We start from the raw sequence: 24,186 nt of genomic DNA on the forward strand, positions 1-24,186 counted from the left end.
TTCGTTTGGCAGCCTGGGAAGGTGTTCATATGCAGCGTTCAGTGACAGAGTTTCTCCGTCCCCGCGACATCAAGGTCGAAGAGGTCAGTGCACATCACGCAAAGATCGTGCTGGAACCCTTCGAACGTGGTTTCGGCCATACCCTGGGGAATGCGCTGCGTCGCATCCTGCTTTCTTCGATGCCCGGCTGTGCCGTGATCGAAGCCGAAATCGATGGCGTGTTGCATGAATACAGTGCCATCGAAGGTGTTCAGGAAGACGTCATCGAGATTCTTCTGAATCTCAAGGACGTGGCCATCAGGATGCACGGCCGCGACGAAGCCGTCTTGACCCTGAACAAGCAGGGCCCCGGTGTGATGACCGCAGGCGATATCGCCGTCGGTCATGACGTCGAGATCGTCAATCCGGACCACGTGATCGCTCACCTCAACGATGGCAGCGAGCTGAAAATGCAGCTCAAGGTCGTCCGGGGTCGTGGTTACGAACCGGCGGATGCGCGACTCTCTGACGAGGACGAATCCCGTGCCATCGGTCGTCTGCAGCTGGATGCCACTTTCAGCCCCGTACGCCGCGTCTCCTATGCGGTAGAGGCTGCACGTGTCGAACAGCGCACCGACCTCGATAAGCTGGTCATCGATCTCGAAACTGACGGCACTCTGGACCCCGAAGAAGCCATTCGTCGCAGTGCGACCATTCTTCAGGAACAGCTGGCCGCCTTCGTCGACCTCGAAGCTGACAGAGAGCAGGAAACCGAAGAAGAGGAAGATCAGATCGATCCGATTCTTCTGCGTCCCGTGGATGATCTCGAACTCACGGTTCGCAGCGCCAACTGCTTGAAGGCCGAGAATATTTACTACATTGGCGATTTGATTCAGCGCACGGAAGTCGAGCTGCTCAAGACGCCGAACCTTGGCAAGAAGTCCTTGAACGAGATCAAGGACGTGTTGGCTTCGCGCGGTCTTTCACTCGGCATGCGGTTGGAAAACTGGCCGCCGGCGAGCCTGAAAGACGACAAGGCTTCTGCCTGAGGAAGATAGCGCCGAGGCTCAGTCTTCGGTGTCGTCGCCTAGCGTCGAATCCAGTGTGCCGACTCGAATCACCAGTTTGGTAAGGAATAGCAATCATGCGTCATCGTAAGAGTGGTCGTCATCTGAATCGGACCAGCTCGCATCGGCACGCCATGTTCAAGAACATGTGCATCTCGCTGGTCGAGCATGAAGTGATCAAGACTACCCTGCCCAAAGCCAAGGAACTGCGCCGTCATATCGAGCCGCTGATCACCCTGGCCAAGCAGGATAGCGTGGCGAATCGCCGTCTGGCGTTCAGCCGCACCCGCTCCAAGGAAGCCGTTGGCAAGCTCTTCAACGAGCTTGGCCCGCGTTACGTCAATCGCCCGGGCGGTTACGTCCGTGTGCTCAAGTGCGGCTACCGCACTGGCGACAACGCGCCGATGGCTTACATCGAGCTGGTCGATCGTCCGGTCGTCGAAGAAGCTGCTGGCGACGAATAAGTCCCAAGCTTCTTGCACGACAAAAAAACCGGCTGCCCAATCACTTGGGCAGCCGGTTTTCTTTTGGCTGGATTTCAGAGTCTTGGCCAAGGCCCGGTAAAAAGAGGAGAGGAAAACGCTTGAGATGGCGACACCCTGTACCCGGATGCCGCCCATGCAATCTCAAGCGCGTTTGGCCTTGCGTGCCTTGGGCTCGGGCAGTAGCGGCGCCAGAAAATGGCCCGTATGAGAGTGTTCGAGCGCGGCAACCTGTTCCGGTGTTCCTTCGGCGATGATGCGTCCGCCGCCGGAGCCCCCTTCCGGCCCGAGGTCGATGATCCAGTCCGCGGTCTTGATCACGTCCAGGTTATGCTCGATCACTACCACGGTATTGCCATGGTCGCGTAGCCGATGCAGCACGCCGAGTAACTGACGAATGTCTTCGAAATGCAGCCCCGTCGTCGGCTCGTCCAGAATATAGAGCGTCTGGCCGGTATCGCGCTTGGCTAGTTCGCGCGCGAGCTTCACGCGCTGTGCCTCGCCGCCGGAGAGCGTCGTGGCGCTCTGGCCAAGTCGTACGTAGGAGAGGCCCACGTCCATCAGCGTCTGCAGGCGTCTGGCGATCGCCGGCACCGGGCTGAAGAATTCCAGCGCCTCCTCGATGGTCATCTCCAGCACCTCATGGATGCTCTTGCCCTTGTAGTGGATCTCCAGCGTCTCGCGATTGTAGCGCTTGCCCTTGCAGACATCGCAGGGGACATAGATATCCGGCAGGAAGTGCATCTCGACCTTGATCATGCCTTCGCCCTGACACGCCTCGCAGCGGCCGCCCTTGACGTTGAAGCTGAAACGCCCCGGTTTGTAGCCGCGCGCGCGGGCTTCCTGAGTACCCGAGAAGAGCTCTCGAATCGGGGTGAAGATGCCGGTGTACGTGGCGGGGTTGGAGCGCGGCGTACGGCCGATCGGGCTCTGGTCGATGTCGATGATCTTGTCGAGCTGATCGAGACCCTCGATGCTGCGATAGGGCGCTGCCGTCAGCGTCGTGGCGCGATTGAGTTCACGCGCAGCGATCGGCATCAACGTCGAGTTGATCAGGGTGGACTTGCCGGAACCGGAAACGCCGGTCACGCAGACGAACAGGCCCAGCGGCAGCGCCAGATCGACATCCTGGAGATTGTTGCCATTCGCGCCGCGCAGATGAAGCTGCTTGTCCGGATTGACCGGAATGCGATGTGGCGGCACTTCGATACAGCGCTTTCCGGAAAGGTACTGTCCCGTCAGCGATTCCGGCGTTGTCTCGATCTGCTGGGGCGTACCCTGAGCCACAATGGTGCCGCCATGCACGCCGGCCCCCGGCCCGATATCGAGGACATGATCGGCGGCGCGAATCGCGTCTTCGTCGTGTTCGACCACGATCACGGTGTTGCCCAGGTCGCGCAGGCGAATCAAGGTGCGCAGGAGGCGGTCGTTGTCGCGCTGATGAAGGCCGATCGAGGGCTCGTCCAGAATATACATCACCCCGACCAGGCCGGCGCCGATCTGGCTGGCCAGGCGGATGCGCTGGGCCTCGCCGCCGGAGAGCGTGTCGGCACTGCGCTCCAGCGTCAGGTAGTCGAGCCCGACATTGACCAGGAACTCCAGACGCGCATGGATTTCATGAACGATCTTGACCGCGATCTCGCCCTTGCGGCCGGGTAGCGTCACCTGGCCGAAGTATTCCCAGGCTTCGCCCACCGGCATTTGAGTCAGCGTCGGCAGATTATGACCGTCGATGAAGACATGGCGCGCCTCCCGCTTGAGGCGGGTGCCATGGCAGGTCGGGCAGGGGCGTACAGCCAGGTATTTGGCGAGGTCGTCGCGCACCATGGAGGATTCGGTCTCGCGATAGCGCCGCTCGAGGTTGGGCAGCACACCCTCGAAAGGGTGTTCGCGGGTGACCTTGCGCCCCCGGTCGTTGACATAGCTGAACGCGATCTCGTCCTTGCCGCTGCCGTTGAGCAGCAGGTCGCGCTCGTGACGGGCAAGTTCGTTCCAGGGCGTGTCCAACGTGAAGCGGTAGTGGTCGGCGACGGCCTGCAGCTGGCTGAAATAGTAGATGCTACGGCGATCCCAGCCCTTGATCGCGCCTTCGGCCAGCGACAGTTCCGGATGGCTGATCAGCTTGTCCGGGTCGAAAAACTGGCGCACGCCGAGGCCGTCGCAGGTCGGGCAGGCGCCGGCCGGGTTGTTGAACGAGAACAGCCGCGGCTCGAGCTCGGAAAGCGAGTAGCCGCAGATCGGGCAGGCGAAGCGTGAAGAGAACGCCAGATCTTCCTGCTCGCCGTCCATGAAGTGGATGATCGCTGTGCCATCGGCCAGGTTGAGCGCGGTCTCGAAGGATTCCGCCAAGCGCTGCTGCAGGTCGTCGCGCACCTTGATGCGATCGACGACGACGCTGATGTCGTGCTTGCGCTTCTTGTCGAGCGCCGGTACGTCGTCCAGCTCGACGGTATCGCCGTCGATCACCGCTCGCACGAACCCCTGGGCTCGCAGCTCGCTGATCAACTGCTGATGCTCGCCCTTGCGGCCCTTGACCACCGGCGCCAGCAGCATCAGCCGGGTGCCCTCGGTCAGTGCCAGCACCTGATCGACCATCTGAGACACCGTCTGGGCCTCGAGCTCTTCGTCGTGATCCGGGCAACGCGGCGTCCCGGCGCGAGCGAACAGCAGGCGGAGATAGTCGTAGATCTCGGTGATCGTGCCGACGGTGGAGCGGGGGTTGTGCGAGGTCGATTTCTGCTCGATGGAAATGGCCGGCGACAGTCCTTCGATATGGTCGACGTCGGGCTTTTCCATCATCGACAGGAACTGGCGGGCGTAGGTCGACAGGGATTCGACGTAGCGTCGTTGCCCTTCGGCGTAAAGCGTGTCGAATGCGAGCGAAGATTTACCCGAACCGGAGAGACCGGTTACCACGATCAACTTGTCGCGCGGCAGTTCGACATCAATGTTCTTCAGGTTATGGGTTCGTGCGCCCCTGACCAGAATGCTGTCCATGACTACCTCGTGCTGCGACGCGGGAAACGACCATTATAGGTCGCGGATCAAATGACCGGCAAAGCCGGCTGCTTTCACTGGCGGAAGGCGAGCGGTAAAATGTGTCGCTCATTCCGAACCATCCTCGGCTCTAGCCGAGTTCACCCAACGTTGTGACCCCCATGACTTCTCGTTTTCTCGTCACCGAACGACGTGCCATCGTCGGGCTGGCAAGTCTCTATGCTTCGCGCATGCTGGGCCTGTTCATGGTCCTGCCGGTTCTGGCGCTGTATGCCGATCATCTCGATGGTGCCACTCCTCTGCTGGTCGGCATGGCGCTGGGCGGCTACGGCCTGACCCAGGCCATCCTGCAAATTCCCTTCGGGCTGCTGTCCGATCGTATCGGCCGTAAAGCCGTCATTGGCGGCGGCCTCGTGCTTTTCATCATCGGTAGCCTGGTCGCCGCCAACGCTACCTCCATCACCGGTATCATCATCGGCCGCTGCCTGCAGGGCAGCGGCGCCGTTGCCGGTGCGATCATGGCGCTGCTGGCCGATCAGACCCGTGAAGAGATCCGCACTGCGGCGATGGCGACCATCGGCCTTTCCATCGGCGTGGCATTCGCCGTTGCCATAGTGGCAGGCCCGCTGATCGCGGATATCGGTGGGCTCGCCGGCGTGTTCTGGTTCACCGCCGCGCTGGCCGCCTGCGGATTGCTGGTCCTGTGGAAACTGGTGCCGAAAGCGCCGAGGCGCATGCCGCACCGCGATGTCGGGATCGACCGGCGTCAGCTGCGTGCGACGCTCGCCCAGGGCGATCTGTTACGACTGGATTTCTCGATTTTTGCGCTACATCTGATTCTGACTGCCTGCTTCACGGCGCTGCCGTTCCGACTCGAGGCATTGGGATTCGCGCCGGCGGATCATGGCTGGGTCTACCTGCCGGTGATGGCGCTGGCCTTCGTCGGCATGATTCCGCTGGTCATCGTGGCCGAGAAGTATCGCAAGATGAAGCCCATTTTCATCGGCGCCGTCGCGGCGATGACGCTGATCCTGCTAGGCTTCGGTGAACTGGCAAGCGACCGGGTCACGTTACTTACCCTACTTTGGGGCTTTTTCGTCGTCTTCAATCTATTGGAGGCGACACTGCCGTCGATGATCAGCAAATTGGCGCCGGCAGGTGCCAAGGGGACGGCCATGGGCGTCTACTCGACCAGCCAGTTCCTGGGAGCTTTTCTCGGCGGCACGCTGGGCGGGGCGCTATCGCAGGGCTTTGGCGTTCAGAGCGTGTTTCTGGGAGCGGCTGTCGTGGGGGCGATCTGGCTGGCCGTGGTCTGGAAAATGCCCGCGCCGCGTCACCTTTCGAGCGAGATCATCGCACTCGACAAGCAATCCATGGACATGCTCGATACACTACTCGACCGTTTTGCCTCGGTGACCGGCGTCGAGGACGTCATGGTGGTACCCGAAGAGCAGGTCGCCTATCTCAAGGTCGACCGTCAGCGTCTGGATGTCGAGATGCTGGCCAGTATCGCAGGTAAACAATGGCAACGAACCGACGCGTGAGCGCGTCGCAACGCAGGAATGCGAGGAGACAACGATGGCCAGAGGTGTAAACAAAGTCATCCTGATCGGCAACCTGGGACAGGATCCGGAAGTCCGCTTTCTGCCTTCGGGGAATCCGGTGTGCAACCTGCGCATCGCTACGACCGATAGCTGGACCGACCGTCAGAGCGGCCAGCGCCAGGAGCGTACGGAATGGCACACCGTGGTGCTGTTCAACAAGCTGGCGGAGATCGCCCAGCAGTACGTGAAGAAAGGGTCGCGTATCTATATCGAAGGCCGGCTGCAGACCCGTAAATGGCAGGGGCAGGACGGTCAGGATCGCTACTCGACCGAAATCGTCGGTAACGACATGCAGATGCTCGATTCCCGCGCCGGTGGGCAGGGCGGCGGTGATTATGCGCCGCAAGGGCAGTATGGCGCCGCGCCGCAGGGCGGCTACGATCAGCAGCCGCAGCAGGGCAACTATGGCGGCAATCCGCAGCCACAGCAGCGCCCGCCGCAGTCAGGGCAGCCGCAACAGCGTCCTCCGCAACAGGGACAGCCGGCGCCACAGCCCAATCAGAACCCCAACTACGGCGCCCCCAACCCGGGTAGCTTCGACGATTTCGACGACGAAATTCCGTTCTGACGCGCGTCGATGAATGACGTCCAGGAAAGTGACCAAAGCCCCGCCAAGCGGGGCTTTTCTGTCCTGGTATCGTGCGGCAGCGCAATGACCGATCGCTTCGGAGGGTTCCGCCGAGTCATAGCGTAGAATCGTTGGGCATGACCACGGGTGTGGTCGCGAGGCCGCCGATCTCGACGTCGATCTCGAACAGGGACCCGGCCAGTGGTTCGTCGTCGCAACCGGTGGCTGCCGAAGTGACGAACAGGCGATCCAGCGCTTCACCGCCGAAGATGCAGGAGGTGGGCTGGGAGATCGGGAGCGCGACTTCGTGATCGAGCGAGCCATCGGCGTGATAGCGGGCAATGCGGCCGCCATCCCACAGGGCGATCCATAACCCGCCTTCGCGATCGCAGGTCATGCCATCCGGATAGCCGGCGCCCTCCGGCAGTCGAATATGCTCGCGGCGGTTCGCCAGCTCGCCGTCGTCGTCGAGATCGAAGGCGAAGACGATCTGGCGTGCGCTGTCGTTGTGATAAAGTGTGCGACCGTCGGGGCTGATGGCAGGGCCGTTGGTCACGTGGTATTGGCTGTCCATCTCTATCAGCCCGCGGCTGTCGAGACGAAACAGGTAGCCGTGAACCTCGGCTTCGGCATCGTCCATGGAACCGAACCATAGCCGGCCGTGGGTATCGCTGTTGGCGTCGTTGAGGCGATCGCCGTCCGGCAGCCATTTGATGGGCGTGAGTCTCTTGCCGATACGAGGGCCATCGGCATCGAGGTCGAGTTCAGCCACGCCGGAGTGCAGGCCGGCAACGAAGCCGCCATCCTCGCGGGGCAGCAGCCAGCAGCAGGCTTCTTCGAGATCCCAGCTCTGGCGCTCGCCATTGTCGGGATGGTAGGCATGCAGCCTGGCTTGTCGGATGTCGACGAACAGCAGAGCCTGAAGGCTATCGGACCAGATGGGGCCTTCGCCGAGTTCGGCGCCGACCTCCCATGCCACAGTGACGTCCTTGTTCATGATGACCCTCCATGGACTAGCGAAGTGTACCGGTATCGATGTCCGTCAATATCAATGTCTGTCACTATCGATACCCTGATTATCAGTGCTTCCGTTGTCGCGGCTTTCATTATCATAGTGCCGGTACCGACAATGGAAATATGATTCTCCCAATGAGTAAGGATTCCAAAGCGATGATACGTGTCGAGGTGCCATCGTGAAGTGTCTGGTGTTGCAAGCAGAGCACTGTCTGAGTCTGGCGCTGCGCGATACGGCCGCGCAGCGTAGCGACATCGAATATTTGCCGGCACCGGAGCTGGTGGATGCCGATGTGCTGGCCACGATCGGTCCGGATGCCGTGATCGTGCCGCCGCTGGCGGATCCTGGTCGCTGCGAACCGGCGGTGGTCTATGCCCACGCCAGTCAGGTCGAAGCGCTGCTCGAAGCGTGCCAGGCTCGCCGGATTCCGCTGATCTGGTGCGTCTCGGACACGCTCTACGAGGATGGGGCGGAAGGCCCGATCGACGAGGACGTTCTGCCACGGCCGCGGGATGAGGCGTTGCGCCGACTGATCTCGGTCGGCGAGCACGTGCGCCGCCATCCTCAGCATCTGATCCTGCGTCTGGGGCCGCTGTTCGGGCTCGAAGGCGAAGGCGCCTGGTTGAGCGAACTGATCGAATCGCTGATGCGCGGCGAATCGGTGCGTGCGGCCCAGGATCTGGTGCTCTGCCCGATATCGGTGAAGGCCGTCGCGCGCGCGCTGACGGGCGTGCTACTGCAGCTCGATAGTGGTGCTGGTGCCTGGGGCACCTACCATCTCTGCGGTACGGAACCCGTCAGCGTCTTCACCTTCTGCTCTGTGGTCCGGACACAGCTGGCGACGCGTCTCGAAGGCGTCGGAGCCTTGCCGGCGCCGGGTGAATTGCTGGCGCTCAATCAACACCACGACACGCCGCTGCGACGAGTGCTCAACTGTCGTCGGCTGCTCGATGTCTTCGGTATCCACCAGAAGTCCTGGCGGCTGGAGTTGGGACTGATGCTGGATGCCTGGTGCCAGCAGCACTATCCCGACCATGATGAGGTCGATAATGGCAGCCGAGACAGTCGCAAGGGGGAAACGTCCCGCGCATGAAAGCCTTTCGTAGTGTGATCTTCTATATCGGTTATTTCCTGGCGATCCTCGTCTCCGGTCTGCTGATGTTGCCCATCGGTTTCGCCCTGCCGACCCGCTCGCGGTTCCGCCTGTTCAATTGGCATAACCGATTCATCATCAGATGGCTCTCCTTGACCTGCGGCATTCGCTACCACATTCGTGGCCGTGAGCGGGTTCCCGAGGGGCCCTGCGTGGTACTGGCCAATCATCAGAGCGAGTGGGAAACCGTCTACCTGCAGCTGCTCAAGACACCGATCTGCACCGTGCTCAAGAAGGAACTGCTCGAGATTCCGCTATTCGGCTGGGGCGTGCGTCTACTGCGACCGATCCCGCTGGATCGCTCGAAGCCGTCGGCCGCCATGCGTCAGGTGCTTTCTCATGGCAAGCAGCGTCTGGAAGAAGGGTTGTCGGTACTGATCTTCCCCGAGGGGACGCGCGTACCGCCGGGACAGCGACGTCGCTTCAACAAGAGCGGTGCGGTAATCGCGTGTCGTACCGGCGTTCCGGTGCTGCCCGTCGCTCACAATGCCGGCGAGCGCTGGGGCCGTCATTGGGTCAAGCAGCCCGGCGTGCTCAATGTGGTCGTGGGCGAGCCGATCGAGACTGTCGGCCGCAGCCCCGAAGAGGTGATGGCGGAGCTGGAAGCCTGGATCGAGCGCACCCTCGACGAGATATCCGAAGTGCCGCGTCCACCGCTGCCGGAGAAGGCTGCGCCGGCAGAGTTGCCGTCCTGACCCGATTCGCTGAGACGGATAGCAGAAAACGAGCCCAAAAAAGGCGCCCCGCGGGGCGCCTTTTGCATTGGTAACGATGAAGCCAGACGATCAGCTTTCGAAGCGATCCAGTACCAGACAGGCGTTGGTGCCACCGAAGCCGAAGCTGTTGGACAGCACGCGCTTGACGTCGACATCGTCGCGACGCTGGCGAACGATGTCGAAACCGTTGGCCTGCTCGTCGAGCGTATCGATGTTGGCCGACGCGCAGATGAACCGGTTCTGCATCATCAGCAGCGCGTAGATCGCTTCCTGCACGCCGGTCGCGCCCAGCGAGTGACCTGTCAGCGACTTGGTCGAGCTCATTGCCGGCGTGGTATCGCCGAATACCTCACGGATGGCCTTGAGTTCGGCCACGTCGCCCACCGGCGTCGAGGTGCCGTGGGTATTGATGTAGTCGACCTTGCCTTCCAGTCCTGCGAGCGCCTGGCGCATGCAGCGTGCCGCGCCTTCGCCGGAAGGGGCGACCATGTCGTGCCCGTCGGACGTCGCGCCGTAGCCCGTGATCTCGGCGTAGATCTTGGCGCCGCGAGCCTTGGCGTGTTCGAGCTCTTCGATCACCAGCATGCCGCCACCACCGGCGATGATGAAGCCGTCACGATCCACGTCGTAGGGGCGCGAAGCCTTCTCCGGCGTGTCGTTGTAATGGGTGGTCAGCGCGCCCATGGCGTCGAACAGACAGGACAGCGTCCAGTGCTCTTCCTCGCCGCCACCGGCGAAGACCACGTCCTGCTTGCCCATCTGGATCTGTTCCACGGCACTACCGATGCAGTGGGCCGAGGTGGCGCAGGCAGAGGAGATCGAGTAGTTGACGCCCTTGATCTTGAACGGCGTCGACAGGCAGGCCGAAACCGTGCTGCCCATGGTGCGGGTCACGCGGTACGGGCCGACACGGCGCAGGCCTTTTTCCCGCATCACGTCGGCGGCTTCGACCTGATTGGCGCTGGAGGCACCGCCGGAGCCTGCGATCAGGCCGGTACGCGGGTTGGAGATGTCGCTGGCCTCGAGCCCGGCATCGTCGACCGCCTGCTGCATGGCGATATAGGCGTAGGCGGCTGCATCGCCCATGAAGCGCAATTGCTTGCGATCGACCAGAGATTCGATGTCGATATCGACGACACCGGCAACCTGGCTGCGAAAGCCAAGTTCGGCATATTCCGGCTTGAAGCGAATGCCGGAGCGCCCCTGGCGCAGAGAGTCGAGCACCTGTTGGGCGTCGTTGCCCAGGCAGGAAACGATGCCCAGGCCGGTGACTACCACTCGTTTCATGGAAGCCTCCCGCTCAGAATTTCTCAGTATTGGTGAACAGGCCGACACGCAAGTCCTTGGCCTCGTAGATGGCCTGACCGTCGACCGACAGCGTGCCATCGGCGATGCCCAGCACCAGGCGCCGGGTGATCACACGCTTGATCTCGATATGGTACGTAACCTGGCCCGCGCTCGGCAGGATCTGTCCGGAGAACTTGACGTCGCCGCAACCCAGGGCGCGACCACGACCGGGGTTGCCCAGCCAGCCGAGGTGGAAGCCGACCAGCTGCCACATGGCATCCAGGCCGAGGCAGCCGGGCATCACCGGGTCACCAGGAAAATGACACTGGAAGAACCACAGGTCCGGATGGATATCCAGCTCGGCGATGATTTCGCCCTTCTGGTATTTGCCGCCTTCCTCGTTGATCTGCGTGATGCGGTCGAGCATCAGCATGTTGGGAGCGGGCAGTTGGGCGTTACCGGGGCCGAACAGTTCCCCCCGGCTGCATTTCAGCAGATCGTCTTGGCTGAAAGAGTGCTGTCTGGTCACTGGATCGTTCCGAGAATCGAAAATAGAGTTTGCCTCGTCGTCTGCAAGGCGCGGCCAGTCTAATGGCTGCGCGCGCTGATTGCACGCCAGCCAAAGCCTAGTCTTGTGCTACCTATGGCGCAATGATCGGAGTGAAGCTTGCCCTGGCGAATGCCCCCGGGGCATGATGCGGACGGAAATGGGAGGCTCTGCAATAGCCGCCAGTCAAACGATGACGACGACAAACGACAATCTATGTGGCCTTTCTTTACGCTGAATCGACCGCTGGTCTGGTTGGCCCTGGCGGCTCTGGCTGCCGCCAGCGTGCTGCCCATACTGGGGCTGAGGCTGGCAGCGCTGGCGGTGGTGATCATCGGCATGCTCGATGGCTGGCGCCAGATCCGGCTCGAACATCAACGTCGCCGCCTCAGCGAGCACGCTCTCGAGCTTTCACAGGATGGCGTGATCATTACCAATACTGCCAATCGTATCGTGGCCGTCAATCCCGCATTCACTCAGATCACCGGCTACACGCTGGAGGAAATCCGGGGCCATGATCCCTCCGTACTGTCGTCGGGGCGTCACGACAAGGCGTTCTACGACCTCTACTGGAAAACGCTGAAAAGCACCGGCCGCTGGGAGGGCGAGGTCTGGAACCAGCGCAAGTACGGCGACCAGTATCCTGAATGGCTGCGGGTTCAGGCCTTTCAGGATCACAAGGGCCGGGTTTCCCATTATGTGGGGCTGTTCACCGATATCAGCCGGCACAAGGCACGAGAGCAGGATCTGAGTCGTATCGGGTTCGAGGATCCACTGACCGGTTTGCCCAATCGGCGACGCTTGCACGATCTGCTGGCGTCTCGCCTGCAGCACCTGCGCGCCGGAGAAGGGCTGGACCTGGCACTGATCGATATCGATGCCTTCAAGGCGATCAACGACAACCTGGGCGTCGAGAATGGAGACCGCCTGCTGTCACGCTTCGGCCAACGGCTGGCTGCCCAGGTCGCCGGCGGTATCGTCGGGCGGCTGGGCGGCGACGAATTCATGGTCATTCGCACCACCACGTTCGACGATCACGAAAAATGGGTGAGCAGCCTGCGTCAGCACTTGAGCGAGCCCTTCGAGATCGACGAAAGCTCGTTGCGACTGGGGTTGACCATCGGCAGCTGCCGGGCGCCGGAAGATGGCACCGACCCCAACGTGCTGTTCCAGCGGCTCGAATCCGCGCTTTACAGCGCCAAACGCCACGGCAGCAATCATGATCGACGCTTTCGCCCTTCCCTGGAGGTCGAAACCGACCGCCATCTGACCATTCTCAACGAACTACGCCAGGCACTGGCCCATGGATCGCAGCTGGAAATCCATTACCAGACTCAGCACCGGCTGGACGATGGCAAAATGGTGGGGATGGAAGCGTTGCTGCGCTGGCATCACCCCGAGCATGGCCTGATCCTGCCGAGCGAGTTCATTCCGCTGGCGGAACGCTATGGCCTGATGCCGGCGCTGGGAGGCTGGGTCATCGACCAGGCCGTGGCGCAGCTGGCGACCTGGCGAGGGCTGGGGCTGGAAGTGGTGCCCATCTGGGTCAATCTTTCGGCGCTGCAACTGATCCAGGGCGACCTGGAATCCCACCTGATCTCGACACTGGCGCAGTATCGGGTGCCGGCCCAACTGCTCGGTCTGGAATTGACCGAATCGGTCTTGATCGACGAGCGTGCCGGCGATATCTCGTCACGACTGGAAGCGCTGCGGCAGCAAGGTCTGCAGATCGCGATCGACGATTTCGGGACGGGCTATTCGTCGATGGCGTATCTCAAGCGTCTACCAATCGACAAGCTGAAGCTGGACCGGGAGTTTATCCGGGCGTTGCCCCACGATCATGCCGACGCCGCGATCACTTCGGCGGTACTGGCAATGGCGCAGGGATTGCACATGGATGTGATCGCTGAAGGCGTGGAAACCGCCGAGCAGCGGGACTTCCTGCTGGCCAGAGGCTGCCGCCACGTACAGGGTTACCTCTATGCTCGCCCCCAGCCGGCCGACGAGGTGGAAAGCCGGCTGCGCGAGGCGGTGGAAAGCGCCCAGACCTGAAGCCACCGCTCGCGCCGTGCCGCGAAAGCGTGCATGCCTTGCCTACTTCGGCAATGCGCTGACGGCATGGTGAAGCCGTGCGGACATGAGTCGGGTCAGCATCAACCCAGATTCTTGAATGCCTCCAGGGCCCGCTCTCTGGCGCGCTCATGATCGACGATCGCTGGCGGATAGCCCGTTTGACGGCGCTGCTCCGCGTTGGGCTGATGGCGGGATTTGGCCGGCAGGCCGGCGAGCTCCGGCAGCCAGCGGGCGATGAATTCGGCATCCGGATCGAAACGCCGGGACTGGGTGGTCGGGTTGAATATCCGGAAGTAGGGGGCGGCATCGGTGCCGGTCGAGGCTGCCCACTGCCAGCCGCCATTGTTCGAGGCGAAATCGCCATCCACCAGTTGCTGCATGAAGAAGGCTTCGCCGCGGCGCCAGTCGAGCAGCAGATGCTTGCTGAGGAACATGGCCGTCACCATGCGTAGCCGGTTGTGCATCCAGCCGGTCGCGACCAGCTGGCGCATGGCGGCGTCGACGAGCGGGAATCCGGTGCGTCCTTCGCACCACGCCTCGAAATCCTTGTCGCTGTGGCGCCAGCTCAACCGGTCGGTTTCGAGCTTGAACGGGCGATGGCGACAGACGCGGGGAAAACCGACGGCGATGTGCTGGTAGAACTCGCGCCAGATCAGCTCGTTGGTCCAGCTCGTCAGGCCGGCGTCGCCATCGCCGAGATGGCCGCCGTTGTTGGCCATCACGGCCTGCAGGCACTGTCTGTGGGAAATCATCCCGGCCGAAAGGTAGGCGGATAGTTCGCTGGTGCCGGCGATGGCCGGGAAGTCGCGATCATCCTTGTAACGGCGCGCCCGCCGCTGCAGGAAGCGGGACAGCCGGTCGGCGGCGGCTTCCTGACCTGCCGGCCAGGACGAATCCTCTGCGCTGGCGGAGCCGGAGAAGACCACGGCGGAGCGGTCCCGCTCAGGTAGCTCGGGAATCGGGTCGCTGGAAATCTCCAGCCTGGCCTGGCGTGGAGGTGTCTCACGCAACGCCAGCTGGTCTGCGCCGACGCGCTGATGCCAGGCTTTGGCGAACGGGGTGAAGACCTTGTAGTACTCGCCCTGACCCGTCAACAATTCGCCCGGCTCGAAGGCAATGGCGTCGGTGTAGGCATGGACTGCGAGCCCCTCGTGGGCGAACGCCTCGGAGACCCTGGCGTCACGCTCCCGCTCATCCAGCGGATACTCGCGATTGAAATGAAGCGCTTGCGCCTCATAACGCCTGGCCGCCTCCAGCAGTGCCTTGGGCGCCGCGCCGAAGTCCTCGATGTCACGGTAGAGCAGCGGGATATCGAGTTCAGCCAGCGCTTTCTGCAGCGCGATGACGCCACGATGCAGAAACGAGATCTTGTTGGCACCATGGTCATGGCGGCGCCACTGGTGACGACAGGCGAGATAGATGCCGATCACCGGGCCCTTGCGGGCGGCTGCGCTCAACGCGGAGTGGTCGAGCGTTCTCAGGTCGTTGCGAAACCAGACGAGTTGCGTGGGCGACATAGCACGTCCCTGTTACCGATGACTGAGCGACGCGTCCCTGCGTCGCGGGCTATTCACCCTGTTGCGCTGTCACGGCGAGCCTGACGCTCGCGCCGTGCGTCCATGCCTGTGGCCGGTTCAACTGCCGGCTTCGATCGTCGCCCGCATTCGGCTCAGCGCTTGGCTCATGTCCTCTCCCAGCACGGCGACCGAGGTGTTCTCGAAATCGCTGGCCCGGATACGAGCGACGGGTCCGACCAGGCATACCGGTGCCTGGGACTGTTCGGCAAGCCGCGGCAACTGGCGTCGAATGATGTCGCTGCGTTCGGCGTGACTGCTGGCGAGCAGCAGCGCTTTGGCGCCGAGACGCTCGACGGCCAGCGGAAACTCGCTCAGCGGAAGATCGCCATCGATCAACTGGACGCGATAGCCCGCGGCGGACGCGGCCAAGCCCATCAGCAGTGCCCAAAATCCGCTGCTGTCGTCGGGCAAGCGTGCGACCAGTATTTCACCCGCATTGCTCAACTGGTTGGCGTGGTAGATCCGGGTGCCGATCCGCGTGCGCAGGAAAGTCTCCAGCACCCGGCGTTGGAGCGTGGCGCCGAACTGGTCGCCCCAGCGCTCTTCCAGCTGCGAGATGACGGGCTGCCAGAGTTCCGCGATACACAGGCTGACCGGATACAGCGACAGGCTCTGGTTGAACAGTACTTCCAGCCGGGCCGAGTCGAGAGACTCCACGGCGTGGATCAGATGCTGACGCTGGCTGGCCCAGTCTCCCATCTGCGGCGCTGGCGTCTCGGCCGCCTCCGGCTGATCCAGAAGCTCCCGCACCTGGCTGACCGGAACGCCGCGGTTGAGCCACTGCAGAATGCGCTCGACGCGCTCGATATCGTCACGGCCGTAGAGCCGATGACCTTTTGGCGTGCGCTGGGGGCGGATCAGACCGTAGCGGCGCTCCCAGGCGCGCAGTGTGACGGAGTTGACTCCAGTGAGTCGCGATACTTCACGAATCGGGTAGAGCGGCGCGGCACTGGAATCCATTGCCTTGTAAGTCATGCAAGTCCTCCTGCGAGGTCTCTGCGTGCGCCGTCTCGTCGAATAGGGTGGTTCATGTCAATGTTGCGAGTCATCACTACGGCTTCGAAAGTGTCAGGGCATCGGTTGTGGCATCTGGCGCGGTCCACACCAGTGTAACCTGCGAATAGTGCCCTGATGCCTTGTCGACGTCACCTCAGTTCGGCAACGATCGCTAGAAAGCGATGACTTCGACGAGTCGTGACGAGACGGATACTACCGTCTCGATACCTCAAGGATGGGTGAAGATATTGTACGTTTCAAGTGGTTTGTACAATATTCATGTAAGACGTAGACAGGTTTTACAGATCCTGCGCCTGCGATTCGACGATACTGGCGTGGGCGTCGACGAAAGCCGAGTGCTGGCCGACCGGATCCAGCAGATGCAGCGAAACCGGATGTTGCCGAGCGATCTCCTCGAGCTGGCCGGGAACGTCTTCCCGCAGGTGCCGGCCCGCCGCGAAGAACAGCGGCAGGATCTCTAGTCGCGAGATGCCTTGCGCTGCCAGTTCGGCCACCCGGGGCTCGAGTGAAGGCTCGCTCAACTCCGTGAAAGCGAGAACAACGGGCTTGCCGACGCTAGGCTGCAGGTTCTGCTCCAGCGTTTCGAACGGGCAAGCCAGCGAGCACCGCTGGAACCGTGGGCCAGCAGAATCATGGCGGACTGTGTCATGCTGCTCCCTGAAAAGGGGTTGAATGCCGGGGGCGAAGTCGAGTTGTCACGCGACCATGAAAAGTACGCGCTGGGACGGCTCGCCGTCGGATGGCCAGACTCAACGTATTGTACAATATCCGTATAACTTGGAGCATCCATCATGCGTCTATTGATCACGGGCGGTACGGGATTCGTCGGACGTCGACTGGTCGAGCGGGCTCTGGCGGCCGGCCACGACGTCATGGTGATCTCTCGCGACCCGGAACGGGCTCGCCGGCAGTTGCCGCAGAGCGTGCGCATCGGTGACGATGCCATGGATTTTGCATCGTCTCTACCAGAGGCCATCGTCAATCTGGCCGGGGAACCGATTGCCGACCGGCGCTGGAGCGACCCGCAGAAGACCCGGCTGGTCGAATCGCGCCGCCACGCGACACGCGACGTCGTCGCGCTATGCGAGGAGCTGGCGCGGCGGGACCAACCGCCGGAAGTACTCGTCTCCGGTTCGGCCATGGGTTACTACGGCGATCAGGGCGATCGCGAAGTGACCGAGGAGACGCCACCCCACGACGAATTCGCCCATCGCCTGTGTCAGGCCTGGGAGGCGGAGGCGCTCAAGGCCGAAGCCTTCGGGGTAAGAGTGGCCTGTCTGCGTACCGGGCTGGTGCTGGATGCTGGCGGCGGCACCCTGGCCAAGATGATGCCGGCGTTCAAGCTGGGGCTGGGCGGTCGCCTGGGAGACGGGCGCCAGTACATGCCGTGGATTCATCGGGAGGATCTGGTCGGCATGATCGAGTTTCTGCTCGAGAAGACCTCGCTCAGCGGCCCGTTCAACGGCTCCGCGCCGCAACCGGTGACCAATGCCGAGTTCACCAGGGCGCTGGGGCGTCACCTGCATCGGCCGGCGGCGCTGTTCGTGCCCGCGCCGCTGCTGAAACTCGGACTGGGGGAGATGTCTCGCCTGCTCCTGACCGGTGCCTGCATGCGTCCCAAGCGCTTTCAGGAGGCCGGCTTCACCTTTCGCTATCCGACTCTGGACGACGCCTTGGCGGCAATCGTGTCCCATTGAGCGCGTCCGCGGCTTGCCGCGGACGCGGATCCTCGATGCGCTGGCGAACTAGCGTGCGTCCTTGTCGACGGTGACGATCACGCGTACCGCGTCGAGGCGCAGCGACGCGCCTTCGATGGCGTTATCGAGGGCGTGGCGTTCGTCTTTCAGGGCCTGCAGCTCGTCGTCGCGGATGGCGCCGTTGTGCTGGGCAAGGGCCTTGAGGCGCGACAGCTCCAGGTCGAGGGTTTCCCGCATCTCCTGCTGGGCGCGTTCGACCAGCGACGGTAATTCGCGCTGGGCCTCCTGCTCGCCCTTCTTCAGCAGCTCGCGCAACGCGTCGTGCCGGGATTTCAGCAGCTCTCGCGCGACGCCTTTCTTGACTCGCTGCAGGTTGCGGGAGAGCCCGCTGAAGGTGACCTTGTCCGACAGGTTGGCGCCGCTCTCGTCGAGCAGCACCCGAATGCCGGTATCCGGCAGGAAGCGGCCCAGTTGCAGCCGCTTGGGTGCCGGGCAGTGCGTGCGGAAGATCAGTTCCAGCATCAGCCGTCCGCCGGGAATGTTGGGATGCTTGAGCAGCGCGAGGGCGGTGTTGCCCAGGCTGGAGTCGAGAATGCGCTCCATCACCGTGGTCACCAGCGGATGCTCCCAGGAGAGACGCTGGATGTCGTCGCGCGCCAGTGCCTGAGTGCGCGAGTAGGTCACGGTGAACCCCTCATCGCCCTGGGCCAGCCCCGGCAGGCTGTCGATCATGTGCGAGCCGGGCGTGAGATGCATCTGGCCGTTACCGAGATCCCGGCTATCGACGCCGAAGATGTCCAGCGCCTGGTCGACATAGCGGGGCAGGGCGCTGTCGTTGTCCTGCTCCACGATTGCGCTGATCACGGCATCCGCCCGCTCGGGGCGGCAGGCATTCCACTCCAGCAGGCGATTGCGGCCCGCTTCGCGCTCGGCCAGGCGAGCATCGTTGAAGGTGCGGGTCTCTGCGATCAGCGAGTCCAGGCCGCTGCTTTCGTCGAGGCCGTCGTCATCGAGACTTTCACGCAGCGCATCGCCGAAAGCCTCGAGGACGTCACCGCCCGCCGCGTGCGGCGCCTCGAACGCGGCGAGGCCGTCGTGATACCAGCGCAGCAGCGTGGCGGTGGGGCTTTTCTCGATCACCGGCACGTGAATATCGATCGGATGCAGCTGGCCGATACGGTCGAGTCGCCCGATACGCTGCTCGAGCAGGTCGGGGTGCCAGGGCAGATCGAACATGACCAGATGGTGGCAGAATTGGAAGTTGCGCCCCTCGGAGCCGATTTCGGAGCAGATCAGCACCTGACAGCCGTCATCGTCATCGGCAAAGGCGGCGGCGGCGCGGTCGCGCTCGACCAGGCTCATCTCTTCGTGGAAGACCGGCGCCTGGATACCGGCGCGCACGCGCAGCGCCTCGGCCAGGTCCACGGCAGTCTGACGCCAGTGGGCAATCACCAGCACCTTCTGCTGGTTGCCCAGTGTCTCGAGCTGGCCGAGCAGCCACTCGACGCGGGGATCGAGACGCCACCAGGGCGTGTCATGCTGGATCGCGGCATCGTGCAGGGCGCGATAGGCGGCCTCGGGATAGAGCCGGGCGTCGTGCGTGCTCAGGTCCGCTGCGGTCAAGCGGGCGGCGAAGTGATCGTTGCCCTGTCTGAGTTCCTCGAACTGGTCTTGGTAGGCCGCCGGCATCGCCAGCGAGGCGACGTGCAGGTGACGTTCGGGAAAGCCGCCGACATGACGGCGGCTGTTGCGAAACATGACCCGGCCGGTGCCGTGGCGATCCAGCAACTGTTCGCGCAGCTGGCGGCGGGCGCTGTCGCGCTGGGCCTCGTCGCTTTCGGCGTCCAGCAGGGTGTCGAGCAGCGCGCGGCTGTCGCCGTCATCGATGATGGCGCCAAGACGGTCGCGGTCGGCGGCATCGCCCGGCAGCCGCTCGAGTGCTTCGATCGCTTCGGCCACGGCGGTATAGCCGGCTTCTTCTTCCCGAAAGCGTTCGAGATCGTGATAGCGGTCGGGATCGAGCAGACGCAGCCGGGCGAAGTGGCTCTCCAGGCCCATCTGCTCCGGTGTCGCGGTCAGCAGCAGAAGACCGGCGATATGCTTCGACAGGCGCTCGACGCAGGCATAACCCGGGCCTTCTGCCTGTGGCGTCCAGTCGAGATGGTGCGCCTCGTCGACGATTAGCAGATCCCACTCGGCGCTCTCGGCCTGACGCTGACGATGCGGGTTGGCGAACAGCCACTCCTGGCTGGCCAGGATGCACTGGCCGCTGTCGAAGGGGTTGTCCTCGTCGAACGCTTCGCTCTGGGCTTCGTCCAGCAGCGTGACCGAGAGCGAGAAACGGCGCAGCAATTCGATCAGCCATTGGTGGGTCAGGCTGGCTGGCACCAGAATCAGCGCCCGGCTGGCGCGCCCGGTCAGCAGCAGGCGATGCAGGATCAGCCCGGCCTCGATGGTCTTGCCCAGGCCGACTTCGTCGGCCAGCAGAACGCGCGGGGCATGGCGCCGGGAGACTTCGTCGGCGATATAGAGCTGGTGCGGAATCAGATCGATGCGCGGCCCGGCCAGGCCCAGTGCGGGGCTACGGGCGATGCGCTGGTGGTGATGCAGCGAGCGATAGCGCAACTGGAACCAGTCGTTGCGGTCGACCTGGCCGGTCAGCAGGCGATCCTGGGCCTGATGAAAGCGCATGTTGTCGGAGAGCTTGGCTTCGCTGAGCGACACGGATTCACCGTCATCGGTCTGGCCGTGGTAGATCACGCAGCCATCGCGTTCTTCGATACGCTCGACGGTCAGCTGGTTGCCGTCGGCGGTATCGATGCGATCACCGGGGCCGAACACCACGCGGGTCAGCGGTGCCTGACGGGCGCTGTAGGTACGGGTTTCCTGACTGGCGGTGAACAGCACGGTGACGCTGCGTGCATCGACGGTGAGAATGGTGCCGAGCCCAAGCTCGGTTTCGCCGTCGCTGATCCAACGCTGGCCGGGAGAGAAATCGCTCATGGTGCCTCGGTCGTGTGTACGCTGCGGGGAACGGATCGAATGGGCGACGCATTCTAGCGTAAACCGCGTGCGGCCTTAAGCACTGAACGGTTCGGCGTGTCCCGGCATTGGCGTTACACTGCCTCGGCGTGGGTCCGGGCGTCGCGGACTCGGATACGGGCGCGAATCACCTTACGAGGAGAGGTTATGGCGGGGGCAGGGCCAAGAGACGGTCTGCGTCGGATCGCGATCGCCAGCCAGGCGATCGGATTCGTTCTGATCATCACGCTGGAGACGGTGATGGGAGACGGTGCCAGACCCTGGCAGGGCGTGACGCTGGCGTTGATGCTGGTGACCGCGGCCTGGCTAGCGCTGGTGCGACGTTATCGGCGTAACCGAAAGCAGCGCCGCAAGCGCGAAGACGACGATTGACGCCGCCGGTCAATCCCGGTCGAGTCCCGACCGCCATCGATCCGGCTCTGCCCATGGCATCCGTGCCTGGATGCATTAAGCTTGGCCTTATCCCTGCGCCCGGAGCGTGCCCGTGCTACTGAACAGCCTGATCCTGATATTGACCGTTGCGGGCATGGAGATCGCGTCGGCGCTGATCCATCGCTACGTCATGCACGGCTTTGGCTGGGGCTGGCATCGCTCGCATCACGAGCCGCACCAGAACCGATTCGAGCTGAACGATCTCTACGCCGTGGTCTTCGCCGCCATCGCCATCGTGCTCATCGCACTGGGTACCCAGGGCGTCTGGCCGCTGCAGTGGATCGGTGCCGGCATGACCGCCTACGGGATGCTCTACTTCATCGTTCACGACGGGCTGGTGCACAAGCGCTGGCCGTTTCGCTACATTCCGCGGCGCGGCTATCTCCAGCGCCTCTACCAGGCTCACCGCCTTCATCATGCCGTCAAGGAACGCGAGCGCGGCCTCTCCTTCGGCTTTCTCTATGCACCGCCGACGGACAAGCTGAAGGCCGAGCTGCGTCGCCGTCAGCTGTCGTCCGTTAGCGAGGACGCTGCCAGAGATGCGCGGGCCGAGGATCGGGTCGTCGCCCGCGAGCGTTGAGCGCCTGACCGGCTCCCGCCAACAGCAACCCGATCTTCTCTCCCTTGCCGGTGCCCTGACGTCGATCCCAGGCGTGTTCTCCGGCGCAGGCAACCTTGACGCCGATCCGCCGATAGACGCCCCGCGCCGTGGCGATGGCCCAGGCCGAGCGCAGCGGCAGAGCAGGCAGGCCGTCCCGCGCCGAGTCGTAGTAGGGCTCGGCCACGGCCACCAGCCGGCCGGCGAGCACGGCGAGCCGTTCGCGATGGCGCAACGCCGTGAGCTCATCGAGCGGTATGCCGACTTCGTCGAGCCAGGCCAGCGGCAGATAGCAGCGGCCGATCCGGGCGTCGTCGACGATATCCCTGGCGATGTTGGTGAGCTGGAAGGCGAGGCCCAGGTCGCAGGCGCGGTCCAGCACGGCTTCGCCTCGCACGCCCATGACGCGCGCCATCATCAGCCCCACCACGCCCGCGACGTGATAGCAGTAGCGCAGCGTGTCCGACAGATGCGGATAGGTCTCGCCGCGCACGTCCATGGCGTAGCCCTCCAGATGATCGAACGCCTGCGACTGGGGAATCTCGTGGGTCAGCGCGACTTCCTGAAACGCGGCAAAGGCCGGGTCCGATATGGACTCGCCGGCGTAGGCGAGCCGAGTCGACTCCCGCAGCCGCTCGAGTCGCGCCTCCGGCGTGTCCTGGCTCACCGCGTCCGTCTCGAAGCCCAGCGTTTGACCGTCGATCACGTCATCGCAGTGACGGCACCAGGCGTAGAGCATCAGCGCGGATCGCCGCGTGCGCGGCTCGAAGAGTTTCGAAGCGGTAGCGAAGCTCTTCGAGCCCACCGCCATGGTGCGGGTCGCGTGGTCGAGCAGCGCCTCGCTCATGTTGACGCCTCTCGCTTGCCCAGATCCTCGATCATCAGCCCGGCCGTCGCCTGGGCGGAGCCGATGACGCCGGGAATCCCCGCGCCAGGATGCGTGCCCGCGCCGACCAGGTAGAGATTGTCGATTCGGCTGTCGCGATTGTGAGGCCGGAACCAGGCGCTCTGGGTCAGGATCGGCTCGACCGAGAACGCCGAGCCCTGATAGGCATTCAGCGTATCGCGGAAATCGAACGGGGTAATGTGGCGATGCGTCACCAGCTGACTGCGCAGGCCCGGCATGTAGTTCGCTTCCAGATAATCGAAGATCCGCTCGCGCAGCCGAGGGCCTTCGATTTCCCAGTCGAGATCGGCGGTGCCCAGGTGCGGGACCGGCGCCAGCACGTAGTAGGCGCCGCAGCCCGGCGGGGCGAGCGACGGGTCGGTGACGCAGGGCGCATGCAGATAGAGCGAGAAGTCCTCGGCCAGCGCGTCCTTGTTGAATATCTCGTCGATCAGCTCGCGATAGCGCGGCCCGAAGCAGACCGTGTGGTGCGCCAGCTGGGTGTGGTTGTGATCGAGTCCGAAATAGAGAACGAACAGTGAATTGCTCATCCGCTTGCGCTTGAGGCTCGCGGTGGCCTTCGCGCCGCGTGGGTGATGGCCGAGCAACGTCTCGTAGGTGTGGACGACATCGGCATTGGAGGCCACCGCACGCGCCTCGAGCCGACGGCCATCCGCGAGCGTGACTGCGCTGATGCGATCGCCTTCGGTCTCCAGCCGTTCGACCCTGGCATCGAGCATGAGCTCGCCGCCGATGTCCTCGAACAGCCTGACCAGCGCACCGGTGCCGCCGCGTGGAAACCATACGCCCCATTCGCGCTCGAGAGCATGGATCAGGGTGTAGATCGACGAGGTCGAGAACGGATTGCCGCCCACCAGCAGCGAGTGGAACGAGAACGCCTGGCGAAGGTGCTCGTCCTCGACGAAGCTCGACACCATGCCGTAGACGCTGCGCCACGCCTGCAATCGGGTCAGCTGCGGCGCGGCCTTGAGCATGTCGCGAAACGACAGGAACGGCTTGGCGCCGAGCTTGAGGTAGCCTTCCCGGAACACGTCGCGGGAATAGTCGAGAAAACGCCGATAGCCTTCCACGTCCCCCGGGTTGAGCTGGCGAATCTGCGCTTCCAGTTTCGCCTGATCGTTGTCGTAGTCGAACACTTCGCCCGTTTCCCAGCAGAGCCGGTAGAAGGGCGTGACAGGCAACAGCGCCACGTAGTCGGAAAGCGATTTGCCGGCGAGCGTGAACAGCGACTCGATGGCGCTGGGGTCGGTGATCACCGTGGGGCCGGCATCGAAGGTGAAGCCTTCGTCTTCGTAGACGTAGGCACGCCCGCCGGGCTTGTCGCGGCTCTCCAGCAACAGCGTGGGAATGCCCGCCGCCTGCAGGCGAATGGCAAGCGCCAGGCCGCCGAAGCCGGCGCCGATCACGATCGTTTTCTTCATTGCAAAG

The 24,186-nt window shown here is 63.4% G+C and carries 20 protein-coding genes; 10 read left to right on the plus strand and 10 right to left on the minus strand.

The annotated features are described in order from the left end of the window. Window positions 1–29: 29 nt before the first annotated feature. Window positions 30–1,028 (plus strand): DNA-directed RNA polymerase subunit alpha, encoded by a 999-nt coding sequence (locus CCD76_RS12270; RefSeq protein WP_071230728.1) that lies wholly within the window; start codon window positions 30–32, stop codon window positions 1,026–1,028. A 95-nt stretch (window positions 1,029–1,123) separates the two neighbouring features. Further along, window positions 1,124–1,510 (plus strand): 50S ribosomal protein L17, encoded by a 387-nt coding sequence (rplQ, locus tag CCD76_RS12275; protein WP_071230729.1) that lies wholly within the window; start codon window positions 1,124–1,126, stop codon window positions 1,508–1,510. 162 nt (window positions 1,511–1,672) lie between these two features. Here the strand turns inward: rplQ and uvrA are convergent, their stop codons facing one another. Beyond that, entirely contained in the window at window positions 1,673–4,525 is a 2,853-nt protein-coding gene (gene uvrA / locus CCD76_RS12280) for an excinuclease ABC subunit UvrA (RefSeq protein WP_071230730.1), read from the minus strand. Between the two features lie 161 nt (window positions 4,526–4,686). On the opposite strand from uvrA, the gene CCD76_RS12285 reads away from it, so the two are divergent. Together CCD76_RS12285 and CCD76_RS12290 are read left to right on the plus strand one after the other, a co-directional pair. After that, window positions 4,687–6,069 carry an MFS transporter gene (locus CCD76_RS12285; protein ID WP_179208913.1) on the plus strand — a complete coding sequence of 461 codons (1,383 nt, stop codon included), beginning with the start codon at window positions 4,687–4,689 and terminating at the stop codon, window positions 6,067–6,069. 34 nt (window positions 6,070–6,103) lie between these two features. Beyond that, window positions 6,104–6,697, plus strand: a complete 594-nt coding sequence (locus CCD76_RS12290; protein ID WP_087719769.1) for a single-stranded DNA-binding protein — start codon at window positions 6,104–6,106, stop codon at window positions 6,695–6,697. Window positions 6,698–6,812: 115 nt separating this feature from the next. Here the strand turns inward: CCD76_RS12290 and CCD76_RS12295 are convergent, their stop codons facing one another. Beyond that, on the minus strand, window positions 6,813–7,694 hold the full coding sequence (locus tag CCD76_RS12295) for an SMP-30/gluconolactonase/LRE family protein (protein ID WP_087719770.1): 882 nt from the start codon (window positions 7,692–7,694) through the stop codon (window positions 6,813–6,815). Window positions 7,695–7,890: 196 nt separating this feature from the next. Here CCD76_RS12295 and CCD76_RS12300 point away from each other — a divergent pair, with 196 nt between their 5' ends. Both CCD76_RS12300 and CCD76_RS12305 read left to right on the plus strand, forming a co-directional pair. Next, entirely contained in the window at window positions 7,891–8,805 is a 915-nt protein-coding gene (locus tag CCD76_RS12300; RefSeq protein ID WP_087719771.1) for a sugar nucleotide-binding protein, read from the plus strand. Beyond that, window positions 8,802–9,560: a lysophospholipid acyltransferase family protein gene (locus tag CCD76_RS12305; RefSeq protein WP_087719772.1), complete on the plus strand. Its 759-nt coding sequence runs from the start codon at window positions 8,802–8,804 to the stop codon at window positions 9,558–9,560. The genes CCD76_RS12300 and CCD76_RS12305 overlap by 4 nt, the downstream gene beginning before the upstream one ends. A 90-nt stretch (window positions 9,561–9,650) precedes the next feature. Here the strand turns inward: CCD76_RS12305 and fabB are convergent, their stop codons facing one another. Together fabB and fabA are read right to left on the minus strand one after the other, a co-directional pair. Then, a complete protein-coding gene (gene fabB, locus CCD76_RS12310) occupies window positions 9,651–10,868 on the minus strand; it encodes a beta-ketoacyl-ACP synthase I (protein ID WP_087719773.1) in 1,218 nt (405 codons plus the stop codon). 13 nt (window positions 10,869–10,881) lie between these two features. Next, the gene (fabA, locus tag CCD76_RS12315; RefSeq protein ID WP_071230738.1) at window positions 10,882–11,397 is read right to left on the minus strand and encodes a 3-hydroxyacyl-[acyl-carrier-protein] dehydratase FabA; all 516 of its coding nucleotides are present in this window, start codon (window positions 11,395–11,397) and stop codon (window positions 10,882–10,884) included. Window positions 11,398–11,631: 234 nt separating this feature from the next. Here fabA and CCD76_RS12320 point away from each other — a divergent pair, with 234 nt between their 5' ends. Next, window positions 11,632–13,467: a putative bifunctional diguanylate cyclase/phosphodiesterase gene (locus CCD76_RS12320; RefSeq protein WP_087719774.1), complete on the plus strand. Its 1,836-nt coding sequence runs from the start codon at window positions 11,632–11,634 to the stop codon at window positions 13,465–13,467. 101 nt (window positions 13,468–13,568) lie between these two features. Here the strand turns inward: CCD76_RS12320 and phrB are convergent, their stop codons facing one another. The 3 genes from phrB to CCD76_RS12335 all read right to left on the minus strand — a co-directional run bounded on the left by phrB (window position 13,569) and on the right by CCD76_RS12335 (window position 16,756). Continuing rightward, window positions 13,569–15,005, minus strand: coding sequence for a deoxyribodipyrimidine photo-lyase (gene phrB, locus CCD76_RS12325; protein WP_087719775.1), 1,437 nt, complete (start codon window positions 15,003–15,005; stop codon window positions 13,569–13,571). A gap of 117 nt (window positions 15,006–15,122) precedes the next feature. Next, on the minus strand, window positions 15,123–16,040 hold the full coding sequence (locus CCD76_RS12330; protein WP_087719776.1) for a MerR family transcriptional regulator: 918 nt from the start codon (window positions 16,038–16,040) through the stop codon (window positions 15,123–15,125). 320 nt (window positions 16,041–16,360) lie between these two features. Beyond that, complete coding sequence (locus CCD76_RS12335) at window positions 16,361–16,756, minus strand: sirohydrochlorin chelatase (RefSeq protein ID WP_306298804.1); 396 nt, start codon at window positions 16,754–16,756, stop codon at window positions 16,361–16,363. 117 nt (window positions 16,757–16,873) lie between these two features. Here CCD76_RS12335 and CCD76_RS12340 point away from each other — a divergent pair, with 117 nt between their 5' ends. Further along, a complete protein-coding gene (locus tag CCD76_RS12340) occupies window positions 16,874–17,779 on the plus strand; it encodes a TIGR01777 family oxidoreductase (RefSeq protein WP_087719777.1) in 906 nt (301 codons plus the stop codon). Window positions 17,780–17,827: 48 nt separating this feature from the next. On the opposite strand, the gene rapA is transcribed toward CCD76_RS12340, so the two are convergent. After that, entirely contained in the window at window positions 17,828–20,782 is a 2,955-nt protein-coding gene (rapA, locus tag CCD76_RS12345) for an RNA polymerase-associated protein RapA (RefSeq protein ID WP_087719778.1), read from the minus strand. Between the two features lie 186 nt (window positions 20,783–20,968). On the opposite strand from rapA, the gene CCD76_RS12350 reads away from it, so the two are divergent. Further along, a complete protein-coding gene (locus tag CCD76_RS12350) occupies window positions 20,969–21,193 on the plus strand; it encodes a hypothetical protein (RefSeq protein ID WP_087719779.1) in 225 nt (74 codons plus the stop codon). A 112-nt stretch (window positions 21,194–21,305) separates the two neighbouring features. Further along, on the plus strand, window positions 21,306–21,833 hold the full coding sequence (locus CCD76_RS12355) for a sterol desaturase family protein (RefSeq protein ID WP_256961293.1): 528 nt from the start codon (window positions 21,306–21,308) through the stop codon (window positions 21,831–21,833). Here the strand turns inward: CCD76_RS12355 and crtB are convergent. Both crtB and CCD76_RS12365 read right to left on the minus strand, forming a co-directional pair. Continuing rightward, the gene (gene crtB, locus CCD76_RS12360; protein WP_087719781.1) at window positions 21,772–22,698 is read right to left on the minus strand and encodes a 15-cis-phytoene synthase CrtB; all 927 of its coding nucleotides are present in this window, start codon (window positions 22,696–22,698) and stop codon (window positions 21,772–21,774) included. The genes CCD76_RS12355 and crtB overlap by 62 nt on opposite strands. Beyond that, on the minus strand, window positions 22,695–24,179 hold the full coding sequence (locus CCD76_RS12365) for a phytoene desaturase (protein ID WP_087719804.1): 1,485 nt from the start codon (window positions 24,177–24,179) through the stop codon (window positions 22,695–22,697). The genes crtB and CCD76_RS12365 overlap by 4 nt, the downstream gene beginning before the upstream one ends. Window positions 24,180–24,186 lie beyond the last annotated feature (7 nt).

It is taken from the genome of Salinicola salarius (assembly GCF_002179555.1).
Lineage (GTDB): Bacteria > Pseudomonadota > Gammaproteobacteria > Pseudomonadales > Halomonadaceae > Salinicola > Salinicola salarius_A.